Below are 21009 nucleotides of genomic sequence, written 5' to 3'. Positions count from 1 at the left end.
TTTTAAAGCTATTGATTTTTAATCCAATGATGCCATATCTATACCTCAACTTATAAAAAGAATCCACTATGCCAAACAGTACCCCCGCAACCGAAAAAGCTGCCTTTAGCAGTTTATTGCCTATTTTTGCATTTATAAAACCCTATAAATGGATGGTTATAGCAGCCCTTGGCGCTTTATTAGTAACGGCTGGCGTTAACTTATCGCTAGGCCAAGGCGTTAAGTTTGTTATAGATCATGGCTTTATTGCGGGCTCTCAAGCGCAACTTCAACAAGCTGTATTGGTACTTATTGGTTTAATTAGCTTATTGGCTGTAGGCACCTTTAGCCGCTTTTATCTAATGTCGTGGATTGGCGAGCGAGTCAGTAACGATATTCGTAAAGCCGTGTTTAATCGCATTGTTACTTTGCACCCAAGCTACTTTGAAGAAAACCGCAGTGGCGAGCTTATGTCGCGTTTAACAACCGACACCACTTTGCTGCAATCAATTATTGGCTCATCGTTTTCTATGGCGCTGCGTAGCGCGTTAATGCTGGTTGGCGGTTTGGTAATGTTATTAATTACCAACTTAAAGCTTACGCTCGTAGTGGTTGCGTGTGTGCCGCTGGTATTAGTGCCAATGATGGTATTTGGCAAAAAGGTGCGTAAACTTGCAAGCTCTAGTCAAGACGCCATTGCCGATATAAGCACCTATGCCGGCGAGATCATTCAAAATATTAAAGTGGTACAAAGCTATAGCCACGAAACACAAGAGCAACATGCTTTTGCACTTGAAACCGAAAAAGCCTTTAACGTTGCCAAAAGCCGCATTAAACAGCGCTCGTTTTTAATTGCCGCTGTAATATTTTTAACCTTTAGTGCCATCAGCGCAATGCTTTGGGTTGGCGGCAGTGATGTACTGGCAGGCACTATGACCGGGGGTGAACTGGGTGCGTTTGTGTTTTACGCTATTATGGTGGCAATGTCGGTGGCAACGGTTGCAGAAGTGTACGGCGAATTGCAAAGAGCGGCAGGCGCAGCCGCCCGCTTACTTGAATTACTTGCGGTAAAAAGTGAAATTGAAAATCCTGAAAACCCGCAAGACGCTCAGCTACAAAATAACGCAAGTTTACCTGCAATCTCGCTTGAAAATATCAGCTTTAATTATCCGTCTCGCCCGGATGTCAGTGCACTTAACAAAATAAGCTTAAGCATTTCGCAAGGTCAAACAGTCGCTATTGTTGGCCCATCTGGCGCAGGTAAAACAACCTTATTTGAGCTACTACAGCGCTTTTACGACCCAGCTAGTGGCGCAATAAAATTTCACGATATTGATATTAAGTCGCTCTCTTTAAACACTCTGCGCGATAAAATGGGCATGGTGGCACAAAACCCTATTTTATTTAGCTCAGATGTAATGCATAACATTCGTTACGGCAATCCAAACGCCACTGATGAACAAGTATACGCTGCTGCAAAACATGCTCATGCCGATGAATTTATTAAACAATTACCACAAGGTTACAACAGCTTTTTAGGCGAGCAAGGCGTTAGGTTATCCGGTGGGCAAAAGCAGCGTATTGTACTTGCTAGGGCTATTTTAAAAGACCCAGAAATACTCCTTCTTGATGAAGCAACCAGCGCACTCGATGCGCAAAGCGAGCACCACGTTCAAGCCGCGCTTGAGCACTTAATGCAAAATCGCACCACGCTTATAATTGCGCATAGGCTAGCAACAGTTATCCACGCAGATATGATTGTAGTCATGGAAAATGGAGAAATTATTGCAACGGGCACTCACCAAGAATTAGTAGCAAGTAACCCGTTGTATCAAAAGCTGTGTGAATTACAGTTTAATAAGGATTAACCCTCTGTGTTTGGCACTATTTGAATTTCTACACGGCGGTTTTGAGCACGGCCATTTGCAGTATCGTTAGTGGCAATTGGGCGTGTTTCACCAAAGCCGCTAGTGCTAATACGCGCTGCCATAATGTCTTGGTTGGCTAAGTAAGCTTTTACACTTTGAGCACGTTCGCGCGATAAGTTCATGTTGTAGCTATCTTGCCCTGTGCTATCTGTATGCCCTTCTACGCTTAGGTAGGTTTTCTCATACTTGTTCATAACTTTAGCAATGGCGTTTAGGGTATCGTTAAACCCTGTTGAAATGTATGATTGGTCGGTTGCAAACGTAATATTAGAGGGCATAACCAAGCGTAAGTTATCGCCTTCGCGAACTACTTCAACGCCCGAGCCTGCTAGTTCATCACGAAACGCTTCTTCTTGCTTATCCATGTAGTCACCTACAGCAGCACCTGCTAATGCGCCAATAGCAGCACCAATAAATATACGCTTGTCTTTGTGGTTACCCGTTGCTTTACCTAACACGCCACCAGCAGCTGCACCAATTGCTGCGCCTTTGCCGGTGTTATTCATTTCGCAACCTGAAAGTAATACGGCTACTACTGTAACGCTCAAAAGTGATTTTGATAATGTCATGATGATGTCCTATTCATTTAGAATTTAGCAACAGTATGTAATTACCTGTATGAACAAACTATGAAGTGCGTAACAATCACCTTATAATTTTGTTATTAACCCTAAAAAATTGAGTTTTAATAAATATGTCACATTCCTTTGTGACAATTTAATGAATTTAAAAAAGGATAAAAGCGCAATGCTAATTGCTATTTTTAGGCAGTTTTTTCTACTTGGCTGCATGAGCTTTGGTGGTCCAGCGGCACACTTAGGCTATTTTAAGCGCCACTTTGTAGATACACTAAATTGGATCACCAACACACGCTACGCGCAATTAATTAGTTTAAGCCAAGCGTTGCCGGGACCTGGTTCGAGCCAAGTGAGCTTTGCTATTGGCGTTGAACGCGCAGGGATATTAGGTGGTATTACCGCATTTGTTGGTTTTACGCTGCCATCTTTTTTAATTATGGTGATACTGGCCATTAGTGCACACCAATTTGACGCCGTTTACTATGCGATTATTGCAGGTTTGAAACTATTTGCCGTGGTCATCGTAGCTGATGCCACACTGTCTATGGCTAAAAGCTTTTGCACAAGTGCGGTGCTTAAGTTACTTGCACTATTTAGCACCTTAGCGCTTGTTCTACTGCCCGTGTTAAGCACGCAAATTGCAGTTTTAGTTATTGCTGCAACTATTGGTGCTATATGGCCTTTATTAAAATTAGGCGAGGCAAATCAAAATACGAATACCGACACAAAAAGTAATATTAACTGGGTTGCTCTGAGCTTATTTGTATTATTACTGGCTATTAGCTTTGCCCCGCTTGGAAAAGAATTTGCATTATTTGCGCCTTTTTACCAAGCAGGCGCTATGGTATTTGGTGGTGGGCACGTTGTATTACCCGTATTGCAAGCAGGTGTACCTGCGCTGAGTGACGATCAGTTTTTAAGTGCCTATGCCAGCGCTCAAGCAATACCTGGCCCTATGTTTACTATTGCGACTTATTTAGGTGCACAACTTAATACTGCGCAGCCTTTATTTGGCGCACTGGTTGCCACGTTATTAATTTTTGCGCCCGGCTTTTTATTGATGTTAGCATTTCAAAAAAGCTGGCTTAACTTGGCTGATAAACCGCGTTTTGCTAGTTCAATTGCCGCACTTAATGCCGCCGTTGTGGGCTTTTTGGCCGCAGCTTTATACTCACCTATTTGGACATCTGCAGTGCACAGCTGGTTACATATTGGGTTAGTTGTTGTGGCTTTTGCATGGCTACGACTTAAAAAGCCACCTATTTGGTGGCTATTAATATTATTTATTAGTGTGGGTCTTGCACAGCATTATTGGGCACTTTAATACTGGGCTTTTCATTTTGCCCCGCATTGGTTGGCGGGCTTAACTGCCCACTCACACTTTGATAAGCGCGTAATCCAAAAATAGGCAGTACGGCAAGTAAATGATCCATTATTTCGGCTTGCAAATGTTCGTAAGAGATCCAGCGCTTATCTTCACTAAAACAGTAAAATTCAATAGGTAAACCGTGGTTTAACGGTTGAAGCTCTCTCACCATTAAAGTAAGCGAAGAGTTTATTTTACTATGCTGCTTTAAATACCCTTCAGCATAACGACGAAACAGCCCTAAATTAGACACTGGCTCTGGTAATGCCGACACTCGAATATACTCATGTAGCGGAATAGCCGCATCAATTTGCGCTCTAAACTCGTCGTTTACTAAGCAAATACTGTTCATATCAATATTGAGTGAGCGCTTAATCCGCCTTCCACCCGACTCTTGCATACCTCGCCAGTTTTTGAACGATCCGGCCACCAGCATGTAAGTAGGAATCGTCGTAATGGTATTATCCCAATTACGTACTTTTACCGTGTTTAAGCCTAAGTCTATTACCTCACCATCGGCGCCGTAATTATCAACTTGGATCCAATCACCATAAGTTACTAATCGGTTAGCCGCAATTTGTATACTGGCAACAAACCCTAAAATTGTATCTTTAAATACTAATAAAGTGACGGCGGCAATCGCACCAAAACCCGAAAGAATATATGTCGGTGATTTTTCAAGCACAATACTAACAATTAAAATGCCACACACAATAAAGGTAATTAGTTTTACAACTTGCACAAGGCCTTGAATGGGGACTTCTCGGGCAAAGTCTAATTGGTTATAAATAGCAGCAGCAAGACTAACAATACTGCTGATAATAAAACCGGTATAAATAATTAATAAGGCTTGGCCTATGGTTTTAAGTATTTCAGCCGCTAACTCACCAACCGGATATACACTATCGAAGGTGGCTAAAAACAATACACAACACAGTAGCCCAGCAATACGCTTATTAAGCTTAGTTAACATTGGAGAAAGCGCGCCAATACGCTCAGGCGATAACTTAGTAACCACCTTTTGAATACCTGGCAGCATAAGCCTGCGAGTAAATAAATACACAACAAATAACGAACAAATGCCAATGGCGGTAGCCGTTAGTGCACTAAAAAAAGCAGCGTCGGGGACATTTTCAAACCAAGGAGCAATTAGCTCTTGTATATGGGTGTTGGTCATAGTGTTTTGGCTTCCTTACTAATTTGTGCATCTGGCATAGCTTGCTGGGCATAAATACCTGCTAATTGCTTATCTTTTGCAACCCATAAGTCGTTCACATATTGTTGAAAGTTAGCTTTGAACGCTTCATCTGTTTGATAGCTACCTAACATAGTGTCGGTAATAGCCATTACATCAATTGATACGTGAATAGAGTCTAGCTCACCTTTTAATAAGTTGCGGCACACATGATCTGACTTACCGCTATAGACCAAACTGGTATTTAACATAGCATCAAACTGGGTTCCGAGTACCTCAAGTGCAAATGCAATTCCGCCTGCTTTTGGCTTTAGTAAATGCTTAAATGGGCTTTGCTGTTGTGCATGTTTAGCGGGGGTATAACGCGTTCCTTCAACAAAGTTGATAATAGTTGTTGGATGGTTACGAAAGTTACGACAGCTGTTTTTAGTGCGCTCTATGTCTAACCCTTTAAGCTTTGGGTTTTTAGCTATTTGCGCTTTGCTTACACGTTTCATAAATGGCATTCCCATCGCCCACGCACCAGTGCCAATAAATGGCACATATTTTAAATCGTCTTTTAAAAAAAACTTAGGCGCGGGTAACGCATGCATAGAGCTAAGCACCGTAATATCTAACCAGCTCATATGGTTACAAATTAGTAAGTACCAACTTTTTGAATTTAAATCACCTTTCACATCAATTTTAATGTCTGGGCAGCCTAGCCATAAACCCAATCGATTACCATTACACCACCCCCGATAAGCGCTATGTAATAAACGATTAACAGCATGAATAGGCAGTAATAGTTTCACTAATCCTAAAAGTAATACCAACACGCCAAAAATTATAAGGTTAGTAAATAATACGCAGCCTACAATTAGGCCGTTTAGCCAATTTGGTAACCATTTTTTTAGCATAACTGTAAGCTCACCGTGTTATTTTGTACTTGTTGGGGCGTCAAGTGATTGCAACGTTTGTTCTTTTTCTTCCCATAAACGATTTAACTCGCTTTGAAAACGAACTCTAAATTCAGAATCACCCGTGTAATCACCAATTAGCTCATCACTTACCGGCATGACATTCACGTGTACATTAATATTTTTTACTTTCCCACCAGCAAAGTCCATAAACGTAGGAATACCGTCAGGGTAATGCAAGGTAACATTCACTACTTGAGAAATTTGCTCACCCATTGCTTGCATAACAAAGGCAATGCCACCGGCTTTTGGTTTTAATAAATGCGGAAATGGGCTTTGCTGTTTTGCATGTTTACTTTGTGTAAAGCGCGTACCTTCAACAAAGTTAACTACCGTTACAGGCATTTCTTTAAATTTTTCGCAGGCTTTACGTGTTGTTTCTAAGTCTTTGCCACGTAATTTAGGGTTCTTTTTAAGCTGACTTTTGCTCGTGCGCGTCATAAATGGAAAGTCGAGCGCCCACCAACATAAGCCCAAAATAGGCACATAAATAAGCTCTTTCTTTAAAAAGAAATTTAAAAACGGAATTTTGCGATTAAATACGCGCTGCAATACTAAAATATCAACCCAGCTTTGATGATTGGCAATCACCAAATACCAATCTTTTAGTTTCAGAGAATCCAAGCCCGTCACGTTAAGTTTTGTTGGTGTAAACAGCCGCTGGTTTAAGGTATTAAACGACACCCAAATAGTGGCGCACTGTTTAGCAATCCAGCTCAATAACTTTTGTAATGGTTTAATAGGAATAAGCTTTAACAAGCCACATATAAAAATAGGTATAAACCAAAAAAGTGTGTTTAATGCATAAAAAATAAGACTAAAAACACTACGAATAACTGACATTACTTCTATTCCTTTAACGGTGCGCAGCAGCAAACACTGCGCTTTTATACTTAAAAATTAATCTTCAAAATAGGTGTAGCCTTCAAGCCCTGCATTAAGTTCAGCCAGGTAACTTGCTTTACACTGCTCTGAGGCATCTAGTTTATTAATTTGATAAGCAAAATTTTCAGCTAAAATAGCGCTATCGTAATCAACAAACTTTAATACATCCTTAACGCTATCACCTTTTATGGCATTGGTTAATACATAGCCGTCGTCGTTTAGCTCAACATGCACTGAATCGGTGTCGCCAAATAGGTTATGTAGGTCACCTAAAATCTCTTGATACGCGCCCACCATAAACATAGCAAGGTGGTATTGTTCGCCATGCTTATATTCGGGGATTGGTAAACTTGTTTCAATACCTGCACCTTCAACGTATTCGCGTATTTGCCCATCCGAGTCACAAGTAATATCTTGGATTATGGCGCGCTGAGTAAGTGGTTGCGTTAAGTTTTCGATTGGCATAACCGGAAACAACTGCTGTATGCCCCACACATCTGGTAACGACTGAAAAAGTGAAAAATTAACAAACAGTTTATCGGCTAATTTTTCATTTAAATCGTCAAGTACTTCTCGGTGTGCGCGGGCGTTATTGCTAAGCGATGCACGCACGCGGTGTAAAATAGTAAAATAAAGCTGCTCTATTTTCGCCCACTCTAACATGCTTACTAAACCATGTACGTACTGATCGTGAGCTTCGCTAAATAAGTGCATCGCATCGTGGTAAATTTCTAGCGCCATACGCGGATTCAAACGCTGTAAGCATTGCCACATTTCATCAAGCACTAACACGCTGTTTTCAAGCGGTGGTTCTGGATTTAAATGATTGGGTGCTTTTTCAACGTCAATCACATCGGTGATGAGTACCGCATGATGCGCGGTTAAAGCACGGCCTGATTCTGTAATAATAGCCGGATGGGTTAAATCGTGTTGGTCGCACACCTCAGCAAACGCATTGACTACATTACGAGCATACTCTTCCACTGTGTAGTTCATTGAGCATGCACTACGAGAGCCCGACCCTTCATAATCTACGCCTAAACCGCCCCCAACATCTACGGTATTGAGCGGCACACCTAGCTGTGTTAATTCTGCAAAGTGACGCGCACATTCACGAAGTGCGCGGTGTATATCACGTATATTGGCAATTTGAGAGCCAATATGAAAATGCACCATTTGCATCAAGTGTAATTTATTGTGTTTTTTAAGCACTTCTACCGCACTTAATACTTGCCCTGCAGTTAAACCAAACTTACCTTTTTCGCCACCGGTATTTTGCCACTTACCTTTACCCACCGAATTTAAGCGTATACGAATACCTATTGCAGGTTCAATACCCAAATTATCGATTTCTTCAAGTAAAGTGGTTAGCTCAGATAGCTTTTCTACTACTATTTTTACGCTGTGCCCCATAGCTTGGCCAATGCACGCTAAACGTAAAAACTCACTGTCTTTATAGCCATTACATACAATAGTGATTGGCTCTTTTGCCACACCTAAAATAGCCATTAACTCTGGTTTTGAGCCCGCTTCAAGGCCAACTAACCCGCTTGGGTGCGCCAATAATTTACTAACAACAGAGCGCTGCTGATTTACTTTGATAGGATAAACACAGGTGTATTTACCATTGTACTCACGACTGCTGCGCGCTTTAGTAAAAGCATTAGTAAGCGTATCGACACGATTTTTTAAAATGTCGGTAAAGCGCACTAAAACAGGCAGTGTTAACCCTTGCTGTTTAAATTGCTCAGTTAAATCGGTTAAAGAGATTGCAGCTTTGCTTTGATCGCCGTCGGGGTAGGCAACCAATTCGCCTTGTGCATTAATATCAAAATAGCCATCACTCCAATGAGCAACATTATAAGTGGCACGTGCTGTTTCTAAACCCCAGGTCATGGCAACTCTTCTTTCGTCAATTAGGTATAAAGGCGCATTTTAATACGTCGCTATCTCCTAGGCTAACAAAAATTGAACTTTCACTCACTCCTAACTAACTTTATTCGCTAAATCAGTTAAAATGTCATTGAGCAAACTGCCAAGCACTGGCAGAATTGCCCTTTTTTTACCTCAACCTAAAAAGTGTATCAGCAACTATGGCAAACTTAGATCAAAGTAAGTGGTTTACTGAAATTAGCGACCGTGACGGCAGCGCATTTTCATTACGTATTAACAAAAAGTTAGATGAAAAACAGTCTCCTTTTCAAAAAGTAGAAATGTTCGAAACCACAGACTTTGGTAATTTAATGATCATCGACGGTTGTACCATGGTATCAACCCGCGAAAACTTTTTTTATCATGAAATGATCAGCCACCCTGCACTTTTAGCACACCCAAACCCTAAAAATGTGGTTATTATTGGTGGCGGCGACTGCGGCACGTTACGTGAAGTATTAAAGCACCCTGGCGTAGAAAGCGTAACGCAAATTGACATAGACGAAGTAGTCACGCAAATGTCGTTAAAATATTTCCCAGAGCTATGCGAGTCTAATAACGATGCACGCGCTACAGTTATGTTTGACGATGGTATTAAGTACATGCGCGAAGCAGCTAGTGAGTCTATCGACGTGGTTATTGTTGATGGTACTGACCCGGTAGGACCTGGCGAAGGTCTATTTAACCATGCATTTTACACAAGCTGCTTAAATGCACTTCGCCCTGGTGGTATTTTAGTACAGCAAAGTGAATCGCCACTTATGCATATGCCACTACTGGTTGAAATGCGTGAAGCGATGTTAAGTGTTGGCTTTAACGATTTACAAACATTACCATTCCCACAACCAATTTACCCAAGCGGTTTATGGTCGGTAACACTTGCTCGTAAGTCTGAAACCTTTAACGGCTTCAGAGAAGATGGCGCAGCACAAATAGCCGAGCAAAGTGAATACTACAACAGCGGTATTCACCATGGTGCATTAGCAACACCTAACTTTATGAAACGCGCGTTTGATAAAAAATAATAAGTGTTAATATTCTACAAAGGGAGCTCTACACGCTCCCTTTTTGTTACGTTAAACCTTAAACCGGTTAACTAATCGATTTAGCTCGTCTGTTAACTGCTCCATTTTATTTGATACATCTTGCGTTGTGCGCGCAAGCGACCCACCCTCTAAGGTTTGATCGTTAAGTGATGATAAGTTATGGCTTATTTCATCAGAAACCGTTGTTTGCTCTTCGGTAGCTTGCGCAGTTTGCATAGCCATATCGTTTACTTTAGTAGATGAACTTTGCATAGCATTGAGTATATCGTTAGTTTGCGAAAACGACTCCACAGCATCATCTGCAAATTGCTTACTCTCACCTATGGCATTAATCGACTGCGATACACTCGATGCAAACAACTCAATCATTTGTTGAATATCGTTGGTACTATCTTGTGTGCGCGTAGCGAGCGTTCTTACTTCGTCAGCCACAACCGCAAAGCCTCGCCCGTATTCGCCAGCACGTGCAGCCTCTATAGCTGCATTAAGTGCTAATAAGTTTGTTTGTTCTGCTATGGCGCGAATGACCTCTAAAACTTTAGCTATGTTATCAGAGCTTTGTTGCAGCTCAGTAGAGCGCGCCATAGCTTGCTCCATGTTGCTAGAGAGAGAGGTAATTCGCGAACTAGAATTAGCCACCGCACTAAGCCCTTGTTGCGCTAGTTTTAACGAATTATCGGCTTCGCTTGATGACTGCTGTGCAACCCCTGCAACCTCCTTGCTAACAGTGCTCATTTCATGTACTGCGCTTACAATAGATTCCGACGCTTGCCCCAAGGCTTGGTTTACACTGTTATTTTGGGTGGCCACTTTGCTAAGCTCAACACCTAAACCATTTAACTCTTTAGATTGCTCTAATATGTCGCGTATCAATTGCTGTAAGTTATCTAAAAAAGTATTAAATTCGGTGGCTAAGTCAGAAAACTCATCTTTAGACGTTACTTGTATTCGACCAGTTAAATCGCCATCTCCTGAGGCAATATCACTAATACGCTTAGTTACATAATTAATTTGGCGAGTAAGTTGTTTAGGTACACTGTAACTAAACCAACTCGCTGCAATTAAAATAATAGCAACCACTGTCAGCATCATCATTTTTGTTGAAATGATATTGGATGAAAGCGTGATGATTTCTTGCTCCGAGGTTTTTTCAGCCAGCTCACCAGCTTTATCAAGCTTAATCCTTAAAGTGGCAAATGCTTGCTCCGAATTCTTTTGTTTAGCTTGGCTATTTTTATCAGCCATGTAGCTTTTTGACGCTGTAAGCCAGGCATTAAAGTCGTTTTCAAAGCCATTTAGCTCTTTAGCTATACTTGGGTAATCTTTCATTAAAGATAAATACTGATTAAGTTTATCAGTAACTTGCATTGCATTTTCTTCGTGCTCTGCCTGGTACTTTTCTGTATTTTTTGAATGAGCTACTAAATTTAATTCGGCCACTTTAGCTTGGTATAGGTCGCGGTCTGCGTTTAAAGCAAGAGACAGCGCCTTAATAAATTTTTCAGACTGCACATCAAGTGCATTTTTTTGTAAGGTTATTAAGTAGGTATACCCCACAATTAACGAGAGTATGGCAAGTCCTAAAACAACTATCGGAAACGACACTTTAACGCGAATACTATGCAAATTCATTTTATCACCCTACAAGACCCTAAACGCCTCTTACAAATTAAACCTAAAATTGCAGTAGGTTGATAAAACCTAAAACTTCCATTGCGTGTTAATCATTACTTGCTGCTGCGAAGCTCTCTGCTGCAGCCCCATTGCAGCTCTATTGTCTACAAAACTTTTTAGTGCTGAGCCTTCAATACCAATTTGACCATGTTTGCTAAACGCGTAACGCCAAGAGGCTGTTACCCCTTCGCCATTGCTTGCATTTGGGTCAAATACCGTCGTGTCGTTATCGGTTACTTTAAAGTAATCGTACCGCAACGATATTCTATGTTTACCTTCTTTATGGCTTAGCATTAAATAATGGCTGTAAAAGTCGTTATCTATTAATTTGCTATGCCCCATTTCGGTTTTACCGCTTAGTACCTGTGTTATAAAACGCGTTTTATTATTAAATTTATATAACCATGCAGCACTGGTAAAACGTGTATTCCATGCATATTGTCCTGAGCTAATGTTCAGTTTAGTTGGATCGCCATTATTATCGTAATAATAAACTCTAAATTGTGATTGTTTTAAATAATCCCAGTGAACACCAAGGTAATAACCAAAGCGTCCATCAACTTCTTCAAATGGTAAAACCTGATTTGCCTGCCAACGCAATGCATATTCGCTAAGTGCTGCAACGGGTGCAAACCTAATACCTTCGTTAAATGTAGTTTGTCTGTCGTGCATGGCAAAGCCACGCCAAGATAGTAACGTGCCTGTAGGGTCGTTACCTTTAAATGTTGCACCCACTAAACTAAAACTATGCGGGCTGTTAAAACGTTTAGCGGGGCGTTTTATTGTTACCTCTGCGCCAACGGTTCTAAGCTCTTCACCTATCCAACTATTAATTGCTGAATTGGTATAGTTGTAAGGAGATGTCCAGCCAATATCTGGGTTCTCTAACGACATTAGCGGATAAAACCCACCCACTCGTACATGCCACTTATAAGCGCTACTAGTTAATGGTTTATATGTAAAATAGGCTTGTGTTAAACCTAAACCTACATCAGGGTCCTGATTAACGTTTAACACCCCATGAGCAGACCAACTTGTTGCTAAATCGGCGCGCACGTCAATAATACCTTGCGATAATAAAACGCCATCGTTTTTAGCATCGTGTCGGTATAAGCCGGTGCCTCCATCTTGAAAACTTTTTAGCGCATCACCTTGAACTGCACGCACTTGTAGCAGCCCCTTAACCTGTGCACTGATTGACGCGCTAAATAAAAACACACCACTCACAACCGCATATTTAAGCATGTGGTTAATAATCATCAAATTCATCCGTAGCAAAATCAAACTGCTCAGTTATCGCTTGTTTAATTTTATATATAAATGGAGCTTGCCCTATGGTTACTTTTTTAGACTCAACATGGCTTATATCGCCAAACCCTGAATGCCAAACATTAAGTGTGTACTCACCTGGCTCTGCGGTTAAATTTACATGTCCGCTGTTATCGGTAATATCAAAAATAGGGCTATCAACAACCACAATATAACCAAGCATCCAGTCATGAATGTTACATCCCAACTCAACAACACCGGTTTGATCAAACACTAATGGCGCCTTGGGTTGTTCCTTATATAACTTTAATTCAAACGTTTTTGCCTCAGAAAACGAATACACATGATGCAAAATTGAATCGGCGTTTGGAAATTCCACTTTTGCATTTTGTGGTACAACTAAAATGCGCGGTGTAAACTCCCTATCTTTTTGCACCATAGAATAAAGCGTATCTACTTGGCTGGATTGACTAGAAAGCACCTCAGAATTCAGCCACACCACGGCATCAGCCATAGGCTCGTTTTTATTATTGTTAACCGTGATAGAAACCGCTTGTACCTGCCAAGTTAATAACATGACTATAATTAACGTTAAATATTTGAACATCATCTTACTATTCTTATTTTTCAAATTATTTACAGTATAGACCTATTAGATTACTTATTTCTTTCTATTTTATTGATAAATGAATACGTATGTAGATATTCGTATTTGTTAACAACAGCCTTTATTCTGATAAGTCACACTGACACAGTAAGGATCTCTTAAATGAGAACATCAGCACTTTTGCTTTTCGCTTTTTCGGGCAGCTGTTTTGCACAAACAGCCACATTACAATCGCCCAACGGCAATATTAAAATAACTATTTCTGACGAATTAACAACCCCCAGCTATTCAATCGACTTTAAAAACAAACCGGTTATTAATCACTCCGCACTGGGGTTTAAATTTAAACAACAAGCCCCTTTTAGCGAAGGCTTTAAAATAACCCATACACAACAAAACACACAAAACACCCAGTGGCAACAACCTTGGGGCGAACGACAAATCGTTACCGACAACCATAACGAAGTTGCTGTTACATTTAAAAAACCACAAGGCGGCGTATTTACTGTTAAATTTAGAGCCTTTAACAACGGCGTGGGCTTTAGATACGAAGTACCCAAGCAACCCGGTTTTGAAAATATAGAAATCACAAAAGAACTTACCGAATTTGCCATTGCCGACAGCCAAAGTGCAACAGCGTGGTGGATCCCAGCCCGAGGCTGGAACCGTTACGAATATGTTTATAACACCACCCCAGTTAACGACGCCCCCTTAGTACACACCCCTTTTACATTTAAAAATAAAGAGGGCGTACACGTTAGCATTCACGAAGCAGCCCTTGTCGATTATGCTGGTATGACCCTTAACCAGCGTCGACCAGGTGTTTTTCAAGCCGATTTAACACCGTGGTCTGACGGCATTGCAGTAAAAAAGCAAGGCGCATTTAATACACCGTGGCGTACTATTCAAATAGGCAGTAAAGCGGTCGACCTGATTAACTCCGATATTATTTTAAACCTTAATGAGCCAAATAAATTGGGCGATGTATCGTGGGTAAAACCGGGTAAATACGTCGGTATTTGGTGGGGGATGCACATAAATACGCAAACATGGGGCAGTGGTGAAAAACACGGCGCTACAACTCAAACAACCAAATACTACATGGACTTTGCCGCAGAATATGGCTTTGACGGCGTGTTAGTAGAAGGGTGGAACATAGGCTGGGATGGCGACTGGTTTTTTAATGGCGATGTGTTTAGCTTTACACAACCCTACGACGACTTTGATATTGAGGAGCTTACCCGTTACGGTAAGCAAAAAGGGGTGCAGTTAATTGGCCACCACGAAACCTCAGGCAACGTAACTAACTATCGCAATCAAATGGAAGATGCCTTTGCCCTATACGAAAAGTCAAACGTAAGCCAAGTTAAAACGGGCTATGTGGCCGATGGCGGAAACATAAAACGCATAGATGAAAACGGCATTGCCCGCCATGAGTGGCACGACGGCCAATTTATGGTTAACGAATACCTTTATAACGTAAAGCTCGCTGCTAAACATAAAATTAGTATTAACACTCACGAACCAATAAAAGACACTGGCCTGCGCCGTACCTACCCCAACTGGATTGCGCGCGAAGGCGCACGTGGGCAAGAGTTTAATGCATGGGGCACACCGCCTAACCCGCCAGAGCATATCCCTATGCTTGCGTTTACCCGTATGCTGGCAGGGCCAATGGACTTTACTCCAGGTATATTTGATATGGGCTTTAATGGCTTAGGCGATGATACAAACCGCCCACAAACAACGCTTGCCAAGCAACTTGCACTTTATGTTGTGCTGTATAGCCCGATTCAAATGGCTGCCGACCTACCTAAAAACTACTTAGCTAAACCCGATGCTTTTCAGTTTATTCAAGATGTACCAACCGATTGGCAGCAGAGTATTGCGCTTGATGGCGAGGTGGGCGACTTTATTGTATTCGCTCGTAAAGAACGAAAACGCGATAAATACTCAGGAAACGATTGGTACTTAGGTGCAGTGACTGACGAAAAAGCCCGCACCATTGAGGTAAAACTCGACTTTTTAGAAAAGGGTAAAAAGTTTGAAGCGCATATATACCAAGACGGCAAAAACGCTGAATGGAAAAACAAGCCGTATGATTTAGATATCGAAAAGCGCGTAGTTAGTGCAAACGATAAGCTAACTTTAAAACTAGCAACAAGCGGCGGCACTGCCATCCGCTTTAAAGCACTTTAGGCTTCACGGTTATATCAGTTTTACAGATATTTAAGTGTTACAAATAGCAAACTCTGCACAGGTTACTGTGCAGAGTTTACTATTTTTATAGGCAGATAAATTTGTGCACTTAAGCCGCCTTCAGGCCGGTTTTCTAGTTTTACTTTGCCGTCGTGCATATCAACAATGCGCTTAATAATAGCAAGGCCTAGGCCACTGCCCTCACTGCCTCGTGCAGCATCACCTTGCTTAAACGGTTCAAATACCGACTCTAATTCACTTTCAGGAATACCTGGGCCATTATCGTTTACCGCAATGACCACATACTTTTTATTGGAGTTATAATAACTAAGTACCTCTATATCGCCGTCAGAATAGCGAATAGCATTTTCAATCATGTTAGTTACAACACGCCTTATAGCCACGCTGCTGAGCGGAATGCTCTCTATACTAGGGTTACTTTTAAAGGTAATAGAACGCTGATGCTTTAACTCGCAATTAACGACTTCACCCACTAACGCGTTTACATCTTCACAACTGAGTTCTTCGCGTTTGTGGTGACGTAAATATTCAATAAATTGATCGATAATACCGTTCATATCTTCAATATCGTAAATAATCCCTTCGCGAAGATACTCGTCTTGGTCGCTCATCATCTCGGTTGCTAAACGAATACGTGTAAGTGGTGTGCGTAAATCGTGAGATACACCCGCCATAAGTAAACGGCGGTCGTTTTCAAGGGCAGCGATACCGCGCGACATTTGGTTAAACGCACGCGTTACTTCGATTACTTCGGTAGAGCCTTCTTCTTCTAGCTTGGTGCTAAAATCGCCTTTACCCACTTTTACAGCGGCTTGTTGCAGTGCTTTAAGCGGGCGGTTTAGGTGGCGTGCAAATAACCAACCACCTAGCACACTCAAAAAGCCAATACTTGATAAGTAAAACGTTAAAAATTCGAGGTTGTTTTCTTGATACCCTGAAAGCGGAATTTTAACCCAATAGCCAGGCGCTTGCGGGGCCTCTATCCAATAAACGAGTGGCCCAGTTTGCGTAATACGCACCCGCGCCGAGCCATTTAACTGCGCAGACATACTACGTGAAAGCATCGGGTACTCACGGGTTTGACCAAGCCCTTGGCGCATGGCTTCGCGCTGGGTCATGACATCAATACCGGTTATTTCAAAAAACTTTTCTGATAAGTCGTCGTTTATTTCTATACCGTCTTCCCAGTCAATAAAAACGGTTTTAACTTGCTTAGCAAGCATTAAGTTAACTTGCTCTATGGTGGGTTTTACAACATATAAACTAACTGTTACGTAAGATACAACTTGGTTTATAAGTAATAACGCCGCTACCAAAAATACAGTTTGCCCAAACGCACTACGTGGAAAAAATCCCATAAAAACTACTTTTCACCGTCAGGAACAAACACGTACCCTAATCCCCACACAGTTTGAATATAACGCGGGTTAGCCGCATCTATTTCAATCATGCGGCGAAGGCGCGACACTTGCACATCAATACTGCGCTCTAGGGCACTGTAATCTCGGCCACGCGCTAAGTTCATGAGTTTATCGCGGCTAAGCGGCTCTCTTGGGTGTGACACAAGCGCTTTAAGTACGGCAAACTCGCCGCTGGTTAGCGATATTGTTTTATCGCCTTCGCTCATTTCACGAGTGGCTAAATTAAGCGTAAATTTACCAAAGGCAATTAGGTTTTCTTCTGCGGCGGGCGCACCTGGCACTTCTTTAGCGCGGCGGCGTAATATGGCTTTAATGCGCGCAAGTAACTCACGAGGATTAAATGGCTTTGGAATGTAATCATCTGCGCCAAGCTCTAAACCTATGATGCGATCGACTTCGTCGCCCTTTGCGGTGAGCATAACAATAGGGATTTCGTTTTCTTTTTGGCGTAACCTACGGCAAATAGATAAGCCATCTTCACCGGGAAGCATTAAGTCGAGAACCATTAAGTGAAAGTTTTCACGCTCTAAAAGCCTATCCATTTGCTCTGAGTTTGCGGCGGTTCTTACAATAAAACCTTGCTCTACTAAATAACGCTCCAATAAGCTGCGTAAGCGCATATCGTCGTCTACAACCAATACTTTTGTCGTTTCGTGTCCCATTACCTGTTTCTTATTTTTATATCCAATTAAGTATTAATATAAATGAAAAACCAAATAATCAAAAACTAATTACGGCCTTAGATTGTTACTGAACATTTCAAACAACAATAATGGCTGCTTTAAACACTTTAAGCTCGACAAATTTTTCTAAGTTTATTACCGTGCCCATCATTGAAGCTAATAATAATTAAAAGTCGATGAAAACAAATTTAATTACCCGTGAAGGCTATTTGCAACTGCAACAAGAACACGACCACCTGTGGAATGTAAAACGCCCTGAAGTAACAAAAATAGTTAGCTGGGCAGCAAGCTTAGGCGATCGCTCTGAAAACGCCGATTATCAATATAATAAGCGACTGCTGCGCCAAATAGACCGACGTGTTCGCTATTTGCGAAAGCGTATTCCCGATTTAAATATTATTGATTACTCCCCCGTGCAAGACGGAAAAGTATTTTTTGGCGCGTGGGTCGAAATAGAAAATGATCAAGGCGACATAAAAAAGTTCAGAATTGTCGGTCCCGACGAAATTTACGACAGAAAAGACTGTATTTCTATCGACTCACCCATGGCCCGGGCACTGATTAAAAAACAAGTTGATGACGATTTTGAAGTAATGACACCGCAGGGAAAAAAAGAATGGTACATAAACTCAATTGAGTATCAAAAAACGGCTAAGTAGCATTTGATTCAGATCATATTAACTTTTGATTGTTTAAATTATCGCATTAGGCTATATATAAATAGCTCGCACATAATTTTAATGTGAAATTAGCAAAGGTTGTAATGGTTATGTCAAACGTAGTACAGCGCATATTTAGTAATGCCGTATTGTTTGCACTTTTTATGAGTGTGAGTTTGACTTTGCATGCCAGCAACCAAAACACCAACCTTGAACACCCAACCGTTTTAAATAATTTAATTGCCTTAGATATTCCCGATCAGGCAACTCCTGACTTTGACGAAGATTCATTTGTTGATGTCACTTCCCTTAAGGCAGCTCAACCACTCCCTAAAGGCGCTCACTCTTTTTACAAGAGTTCATCTTTTAGCAGACCGTTTAGCACTGCGTACCAACGTGGACCCCCTGTTATTTAATTTATTACTTTCAATTTAATTAAATTTTTAACTAATAGGTGGATATTATGTCTAACTTTAAAGAATTACGTACCCAAAATATCTCTCATGGGGTTATTGCAAAACCATTTGCTGACAATCAACCGTTAATCGATTTGGCCTCACCCGCTTTAAAAATGGTAAATAACTTTACGCAAAAAACACCTGTTCGAGCTCAGCACGAAGCAACAATCGCTGAGGCCCTTAAAAAAACGAGCAGCCAGCAGTCTGACTTTGTATTAGTGATGGATGACGACCACAAGCTAATAGGTATTGTTTCTAGTGCTGATTTACAAAGCGCTAAAATTACTATTATTGCTCAACGTTTAAATACACCGCGAAATGAAGTGAGCCTTCGCCATGTAATGACCCCAATAAACCAGCTAATGGGTGTCAGCATGCAAAGCTTAAGTTATGCCTGTGTGGGCGATGCTTTACAAACAATGGAGCATCAAGGGGCGATGTTTTTATTAGTAACAACAGCCAATAACGAAATATGTGGATTAATTTCAGCTCGCCAAATTGCTAAAACATTACATATTCCACTGCATATTAGCCCAATTGCCAATTCGTTTAGCGACGTACTAGAAAGCGTAGACCACCCTCATTAGAGGTTGTTTTAACACTTAACTATCTCAACCAAAGCAACCGTCTTAAAGCAAGTTAAATAGCTTGCTTTAAGAGCTTTTTATTACAACTTCATGTGATATTATTCAAGCAATTAGCCGACCCAGATATTTATTTCTGGTCTTATTTTTTGTTTAAAAAGGTTTTTGCATGAGCGATATCTCTGCACGTTTAGCCAGTGAGCTAAATGCACAACAACAACAAGTTGTTGCTGCAACAAAATTACTTGATGAAGGCGCAACTGTTCCCTTTATTGCCCGCTACAGAAAAGAAGTCACCGGCGGTTTAGATGACACTCAATTGCGCTTACTAGAGCAGCGTTTATCTTACCTTCGAGAACTTGAAGAGCGCCGTAGCTTTATTTTGTCGACTATCGAATCTCAAAAGAAGCTCACCGCAGAGCTCAAAGCCGATATCACTAGCGCGCAAAGTAAAACAGAACTCGAAGATTTATATCTTCCATATAAAGCAAAACGCCGCACCAAAGGCCAAATAGCTATAGAAGCAGGCATAGAGCCCCTAGCCGATGCGTTATTTACCGACGCGAGTTTAAATCCTGAGCAACACGCTGAGCAGTACATTAATGCTGATAAAGGCTTTGATGACACAAAAGCCGTGCTTGATGGTGCTAAATTTATTTTAATGGAGCGTTTTGCCGAAGATGCAAAATTACTCGCTAAATTAAGAAGTCACATAAGCCAAAACGGTGCAATACAAAGCACAGTAATTAAAGGTCAAGAACAAGCGGGCACTAAATATCGCGATTACTTCGATCATCAGGAGCTACTTACTAAAGTTCCTTCTCATCGTGCATTAGCTATGCTGCGAGCTCGCAACGAAGGCATACTCCAATTAAATGTAAACCCTGAACCAAGTTCTGAAAACCCTGCTCAACTTTGTGCAAATATGATTGCACAGCACTACCGCTTAAATATTACCGACCAAGCAGCGAGTACTTGGCTTTTAAGCGTGGTGCAATGGGCTTGGAAAATTAAGCTAGGTTTACACCTAGAAAACGAATTTTTTGCAGCCATGCGCGAAAAAGCAGAAGCAGGCGCTATTGATGTATTTGCTAAAAACTTAAAAGACTTACTAATGGCGGCACCTGCAGGTCCACGCACAACACTTGGTCTTGATCCCGGTTTACGTACCGGTTGCAAAATTGCTGTTGTAGACAGCACAGGCAAACTGCTAACTACGCAAACTATTTTCCCTCATGCCCCGCAAAACCATTGGGATAAATCGCTGCGTACACTAGAGCAACTTTGCCGCCAACACAAAGTAGAACTTATTGCCATTGGTAACGGTACAGCGTCGCGCGAGTCAGACAAATTGGTTGCTGAGCTTATGAAAGCAAATACCGAGTTAAAACTTAATAAAATTATGGTGAGCGAAGCTGGCGCGTCGGTTTACTCAGCATCTGAATTTGCAGCTAACGAATTTCCTGACTTAGATGTGTCATTACGTGGCGCGGTATCGATTGCACGTCGCTTGCAGGATCCGCTTGCTGAGCTTGTTAAAATAGAGCCAAAATCAATTGGTGTAGG

18 protein-coding genes are annotated in these 21009 nt (G+C 41.4%); 8 read left to right on the top strand and 10 right to left on the bottom strand.

The annotated features are described in order from the left end of the window. Positions 1 to 68: 68 nt before the first annotated feature. Positions 69 to 1847, top strand: a complete 1779-nt coding sequence (locus BCG07_RS13825) for an ABC transporter transmembrane domain-containing protein (protein WP_006794215.1) — start codon at positions 69 to 71, stop codon at positions 1845 to 1847. Here the strand turns inward: BCG07_RS13825 and BCG07_RS13820 are convergent. After that, on the bottom strand, positions 1844 to 2476 hold the full coding sequence (locus BCG07_RS13820; protein WP_008129859.1) for a YiaD family glycine zipper/OmpA-like lipoprotein: 633 nt from the start codon (positions 2474 to 2476) through the stop codon (positions 1844 to 1846). The two genes, BCG07_RS13825 and BCG07_RS13820, sit on opposite strands and share 4 nt — an antisense overlap. A gap of 178 nt (positions 2477 to 2654) precedes the next feature. Between BCG07_RS13820 and chrA the strand changes: the two genes are divergently transcribed. Beyond that, positions 2655 to 3809 (top strand): chromate efflux transporter, encoded by a 1155-nt coding sequence (chrA, locus tag BCG07_RS13815; RefSeq protein WP_286890614.1) that lies wholly within the window; start codon positions 2655 to 2657, stop codon positions 3807 to 3809. On the opposite strand, the gene BCG07_RS13810 is transcribed toward chrA, so the two are convergent. From BCG07_RS13810 to speA, 4 genes are read right to left on the bottom strand one after another with little or no spacing between them, the layout of a single operon-like run. Then, on the bottom strand, positions 3772 to 5028 hold the full coding sequence (locus BCG07_RS13810) for a mechanosensitive ion channel family protein (protein WP_286890589.1): 1257 nt from the start codon (positions 5026 to 5028) through the stop codon (positions 3772 to 3774). The two genes, chrA and BCG07_RS13810, sit on opposite strands and share 38 nt — an antisense overlap. Further along, positions 5025 to 5945 carry a 1-acylglycerol-3-phosphate O-acyltransferase, YihG family gene (gene yihG / locus BCG07_RS13805; protein WP_243532390.1) on the bottom strand — a complete coding sequence of 307 codons (921 nt, stop codon included), beginning with the start codon at positions 5943 to 5945 and terminating at the stop codon, positions 5025 to 5027. Before yihG (BCG07_RS13805) ends, BCG07_RS13810 begins: the two co-directional genes overlap by 4 nt. A gap of 18 nt (positions 5946 to 5963) precedes the next feature. Beyond that, on the bottom strand, positions 5964 to 6848 hold the full coding sequence (gene yihG, locus BCG07_RS13800; protein ID WP_138740604.1) for a 1-acylglycerol-3-phosphate O-acyltransferase, YihG family: 885 nt from the start codon (positions 6846 to 6848) through the stop codon (positions 5964 to 5966). Positions 6849 to 6905: 57 nt separating this feature from the next. Next, entirely contained in the window at positions 6906 to 8786 is a 1881-nt protein-coding gene (gene speA / locus BCG07_RS13795; RefSeq protein WP_138740605.1) for a biosynthetic arginine decarboxylase, read from the bottom strand. Between the two features lie 197 nt (positions 8787 to 8983). Here speA and speE point away from each other — a divergent pair, with 197 nt between their 5' ends. After that, positions 8984 to 9847, top strand: a complete 864-nt coding sequence (speE, locus tag BCG07_RS13790; protein WP_058403599.1) for a polyamine aminopropyltransferase — start codon at positions 8984 to 8986, stop codon at positions 9845 to 9847. Positions 9848 to 9898: 51 nt separating this feature from the next. Here speE and BCG07_RS13785 read toward each other — a convergent pair whose 3' ends face one another. From BCG07_RS13785 to BCG07_RS13775, 3 genes are all read right to left on the bottom strand, one after another. Next, positions 9899 to 11500, bottom strand: a complete 1602-nt coding sequence (locus BCG07_RS13785) for a methyl-accepting chemotaxis protein (protein ID WP_286890586.1) — start codon at positions 11498 to 11500, stop codon at positions 9899 to 9901. Between the two features lie 69 nt (positions 11501 to 11569). After that, positions 11570 to 12802 carry a hypothetical protein gene (locus tag BCG07_RS13780; RefSeq protein ID WP_286890585.1) on the bottom strand — a complete coding sequence of 411 codons (1233 nt, stop codon included), beginning with the start codon at positions 12800 to 12802 and terminating at the stop codon, positions 11570 to 11572. Continuing rightward, positions 12792 to 13418, bottom strand: coding sequence for a methylamine utilization protein (locus tag BCG07_RS13775; protein ID WP_286890612.1), 627 nt, complete (start codon positions 13416 to 13418; stop codon positions 12792 to 12794). Before BCG07_RS13775 ends, BCG07_RS13780 begins: the two co-directional genes overlap by 11 nt. A gap of 162 nt (positions 13419 to 13580) precedes the next feature. Here BCG07_RS13775 and BCG07_RS13770 point away from each other — a divergent pair, with 162 nt between their 5' ends. Further along, complete coding sequence (locus BCG07_RS13770; protein ID WP_286890584.1) at positions 13581 to 15617, top strand: glycoside hydrolase family 97 protein; 2037 nt, start codon at positions 13581 to 13583, stop codon at positions 15615 to 15617. A 62-nt stretch (positions 15618 to 15679) separates the two neighbouring features. On the opposite strand, the gene envZ is transcribed toward BCG07_RS13770, so the two are convergent. Next, positions 15680 to 16996, bottom strand: coding sequence for a two-component system sensor histidine kinase EnvZ (envZ, locus tag BCG07_RS13765; protein WP_286890582.1), 1317 nt, complete (start codon positions 16994 to 16996; stop codon positions 15680 to 15682). A 5-nt stretch (positions 16997 to 17001) separates the two neighbouring features. Continuing rightward, positions 17002 to 17721: an osmolarity response regulator transcription factor OmpR gene (gene ompR / locus BCG07_RS13760; RefSeq protein ID WP_006793806.1), complete on the bottom strand. Its 720-nt coding sequence runs from the start codon at positions 17719 to 17721 to the stop codon at positions 17002 to 17004. A 197-nt stretch (positions 17722 to 17918) separates the two neighbouring features. Here ompR and greB point away from each other — a divergent pair, with 197 nt between their 5' ends. From greB to BCG07_RS13740, 4 genes are all read left to right on the top strand, one after another. Continuing rightward, complete coding sequence (gene greB / locus BCG07_RS13755) at positions 17919 to 18401, top strand: transcription elongation factor GreB (protein WP_286890580.1); 483 nt, start codon at positions 17919 to 17921, stop codon at positions 18399 to 18401. 110 nt (positions 18402 to 18511) lie between these two features. After that, a complete protein-coding gene (locus BCG07_RS13750) occupies positions 18512 to 18817 on the top strand; it encodes a hypothetical protein (RefSeq protein WP_010557746.1) in 306 nt (101 codons plus the stop codon). A 47-nt stretch (positions 18818 to 18864) separates the two neighbouring features. Then, the gene (locus BCG07_RS13745) at positions 18865 to 19446 is read left to right on the top strand and encodes a CBS domain-containing protein (RefSeq protein ID WP_286888628.1); all 582 of its coding nucleotides are present in this window, start codon (positions 18865 to 18867) and stop codon (positions 19444 to 19446) included. 166 nt (positions 19447 to 19612) lie between these two features. Continuing rightward, positions 19613 to 21009 (top strand): Tex-like N-terminal domain-containing protein (locus BCG07_RS13740; protein ID WP_286890578.1); only part of this gene is annotated, 1397 nt, incomplete at its 3' end.

It is taken from the genome of Pseudoalteromonas sp. ESRF-bin5, from assembly GCF_002632075.1.
GTDB classification, from domain to species: Bacteria; Pseudomonadota; Gammaproteobacteria; order Enterobacterales; family Alteromonadaceae; genus Pseudoalteromonas; species Pseudoalteromonas marina.
This window is presented reverse-complemented; position numbering and strand designations above follow the sequence as displayed.

Excerpts from the sequence above, each read along its gene's own strand:
- chrA (WP_286890614.1), top strand. The coding sequence starts at position 2,655 with ATGCTAATTGCTATTTTTAGGCAGTTTTTTCTACTTGGCTGCATGAGC.
- BCG07_RS13745 (WP_286888628.1), top strand. The coding sequence starts at position 18,865 with ATGTCTAACTTTAAAGAATTACGTACCCAAAATATCTCTCATGGGGTT.
- yihG (WP_138740604.1), bottom strand. The coding sequence starts at position 6,848 with ATGTCAGTTATTCGTAGTGTTTTTAGTCTTATTTTTTATGCATTAAAC.
- ompR (WP_006793806.1), bottom strand. The coding sequence starts at position 17,721 with ATGGGACACGAAACGACAAAAGTATTGGTTGTAGACGACGATATGCGC.
- envZ (WP_286890582.1), bottom strand. The coding sequence starts at position 16,996 with ATGGGATTTTTTCCACGTAGTGCGTTTGGGCAAACTGTATTTTTGGTA.
- BCG07_RS13820 (WP_008129859.1), bottom strand. The coding sequence starts at position 2,476 with ATGACATTATCAAAATCACTTTTGAGCGTTACAGTAGTAGCCGTATTA.
- BCG07_RS13780 (WP_286890585.1), bottom strand. The coding sequence starts at position 12,802 with ATGATTATTAACCACATGCTTAAATATGCGGTTGTGAGTGGTGTGTTT.
- yihG (WP_243532390.1), bottom strand. The coding sequence starts at position 5,945 with ATGCTAAAAAAATGGTTACCAAATTGGCTAAACGGCCTAATTGTAGGC.
- speE (WP_058403599.1), top strand. The coding sequence starts at position 8,984 with ATGGCAAACTTAGATCAAAGTAAGTGGTTTACTGAAATTAGCGACCGT.
- BCG07_RS13750 (WP_010557746.1), top strand. The coding sequence starts at position 18,512 with ATGTCAAACGTAGTACAGCGCATATTTAGTAATGCCGTATTGTTTGCA.
- BCG07_RS13785 (WP_286890586.1), bottom strand. The coding sequence starts at position 11,500 with ATGAATTTGCATAGTATTCGCGTTAAAGTGTCGTTTCCGATAGTTGTT.
- BCG07_RS13825 (WP_006794215.1), top strand. The coding sequence starts at position 69 with ATGCCAAACAGTACCCCCGCAACCGAAAAAGCTGCCTTTAGCAGTTTA.
- BCG07_RS13810 (WP_286890589.1), bottom strand. The coding sequence starts at position 5,028 with ATGACCAACACCCATATACAAGAGCTAATTGCTCCTTGGTTTGAAAAT.
- speA (WP_138740605.1), bottom strand. The coding sequence starts at position 8,786 with ATGACCTGGGGTTTAGAAACAGCACGTGCCACTTATAATGTTGCTCAT.
- BCG07_RS13775 (WP_286890612.1), bottom strand. The coding sequence starts at position 13,418 with ATGTTCAAATATTTAACGTTAATTATAGTCATGTTATTAACTTGGCAG.
- greB (WP_286890580.1), top strand. The coding sequence starts at position 17,919 with ATGAAAACAAATTTAATTACCCGTGAAGGCTATTTGCAACTGCAACAA.
- BCG07_RS13770 (WP_286890584.1), top strand. The coding sequence starts at position 13,581 with ATGAGAACATCAGCACTTTTGCTTTTCGCTTTTTCGGGCAGCTGTTTT.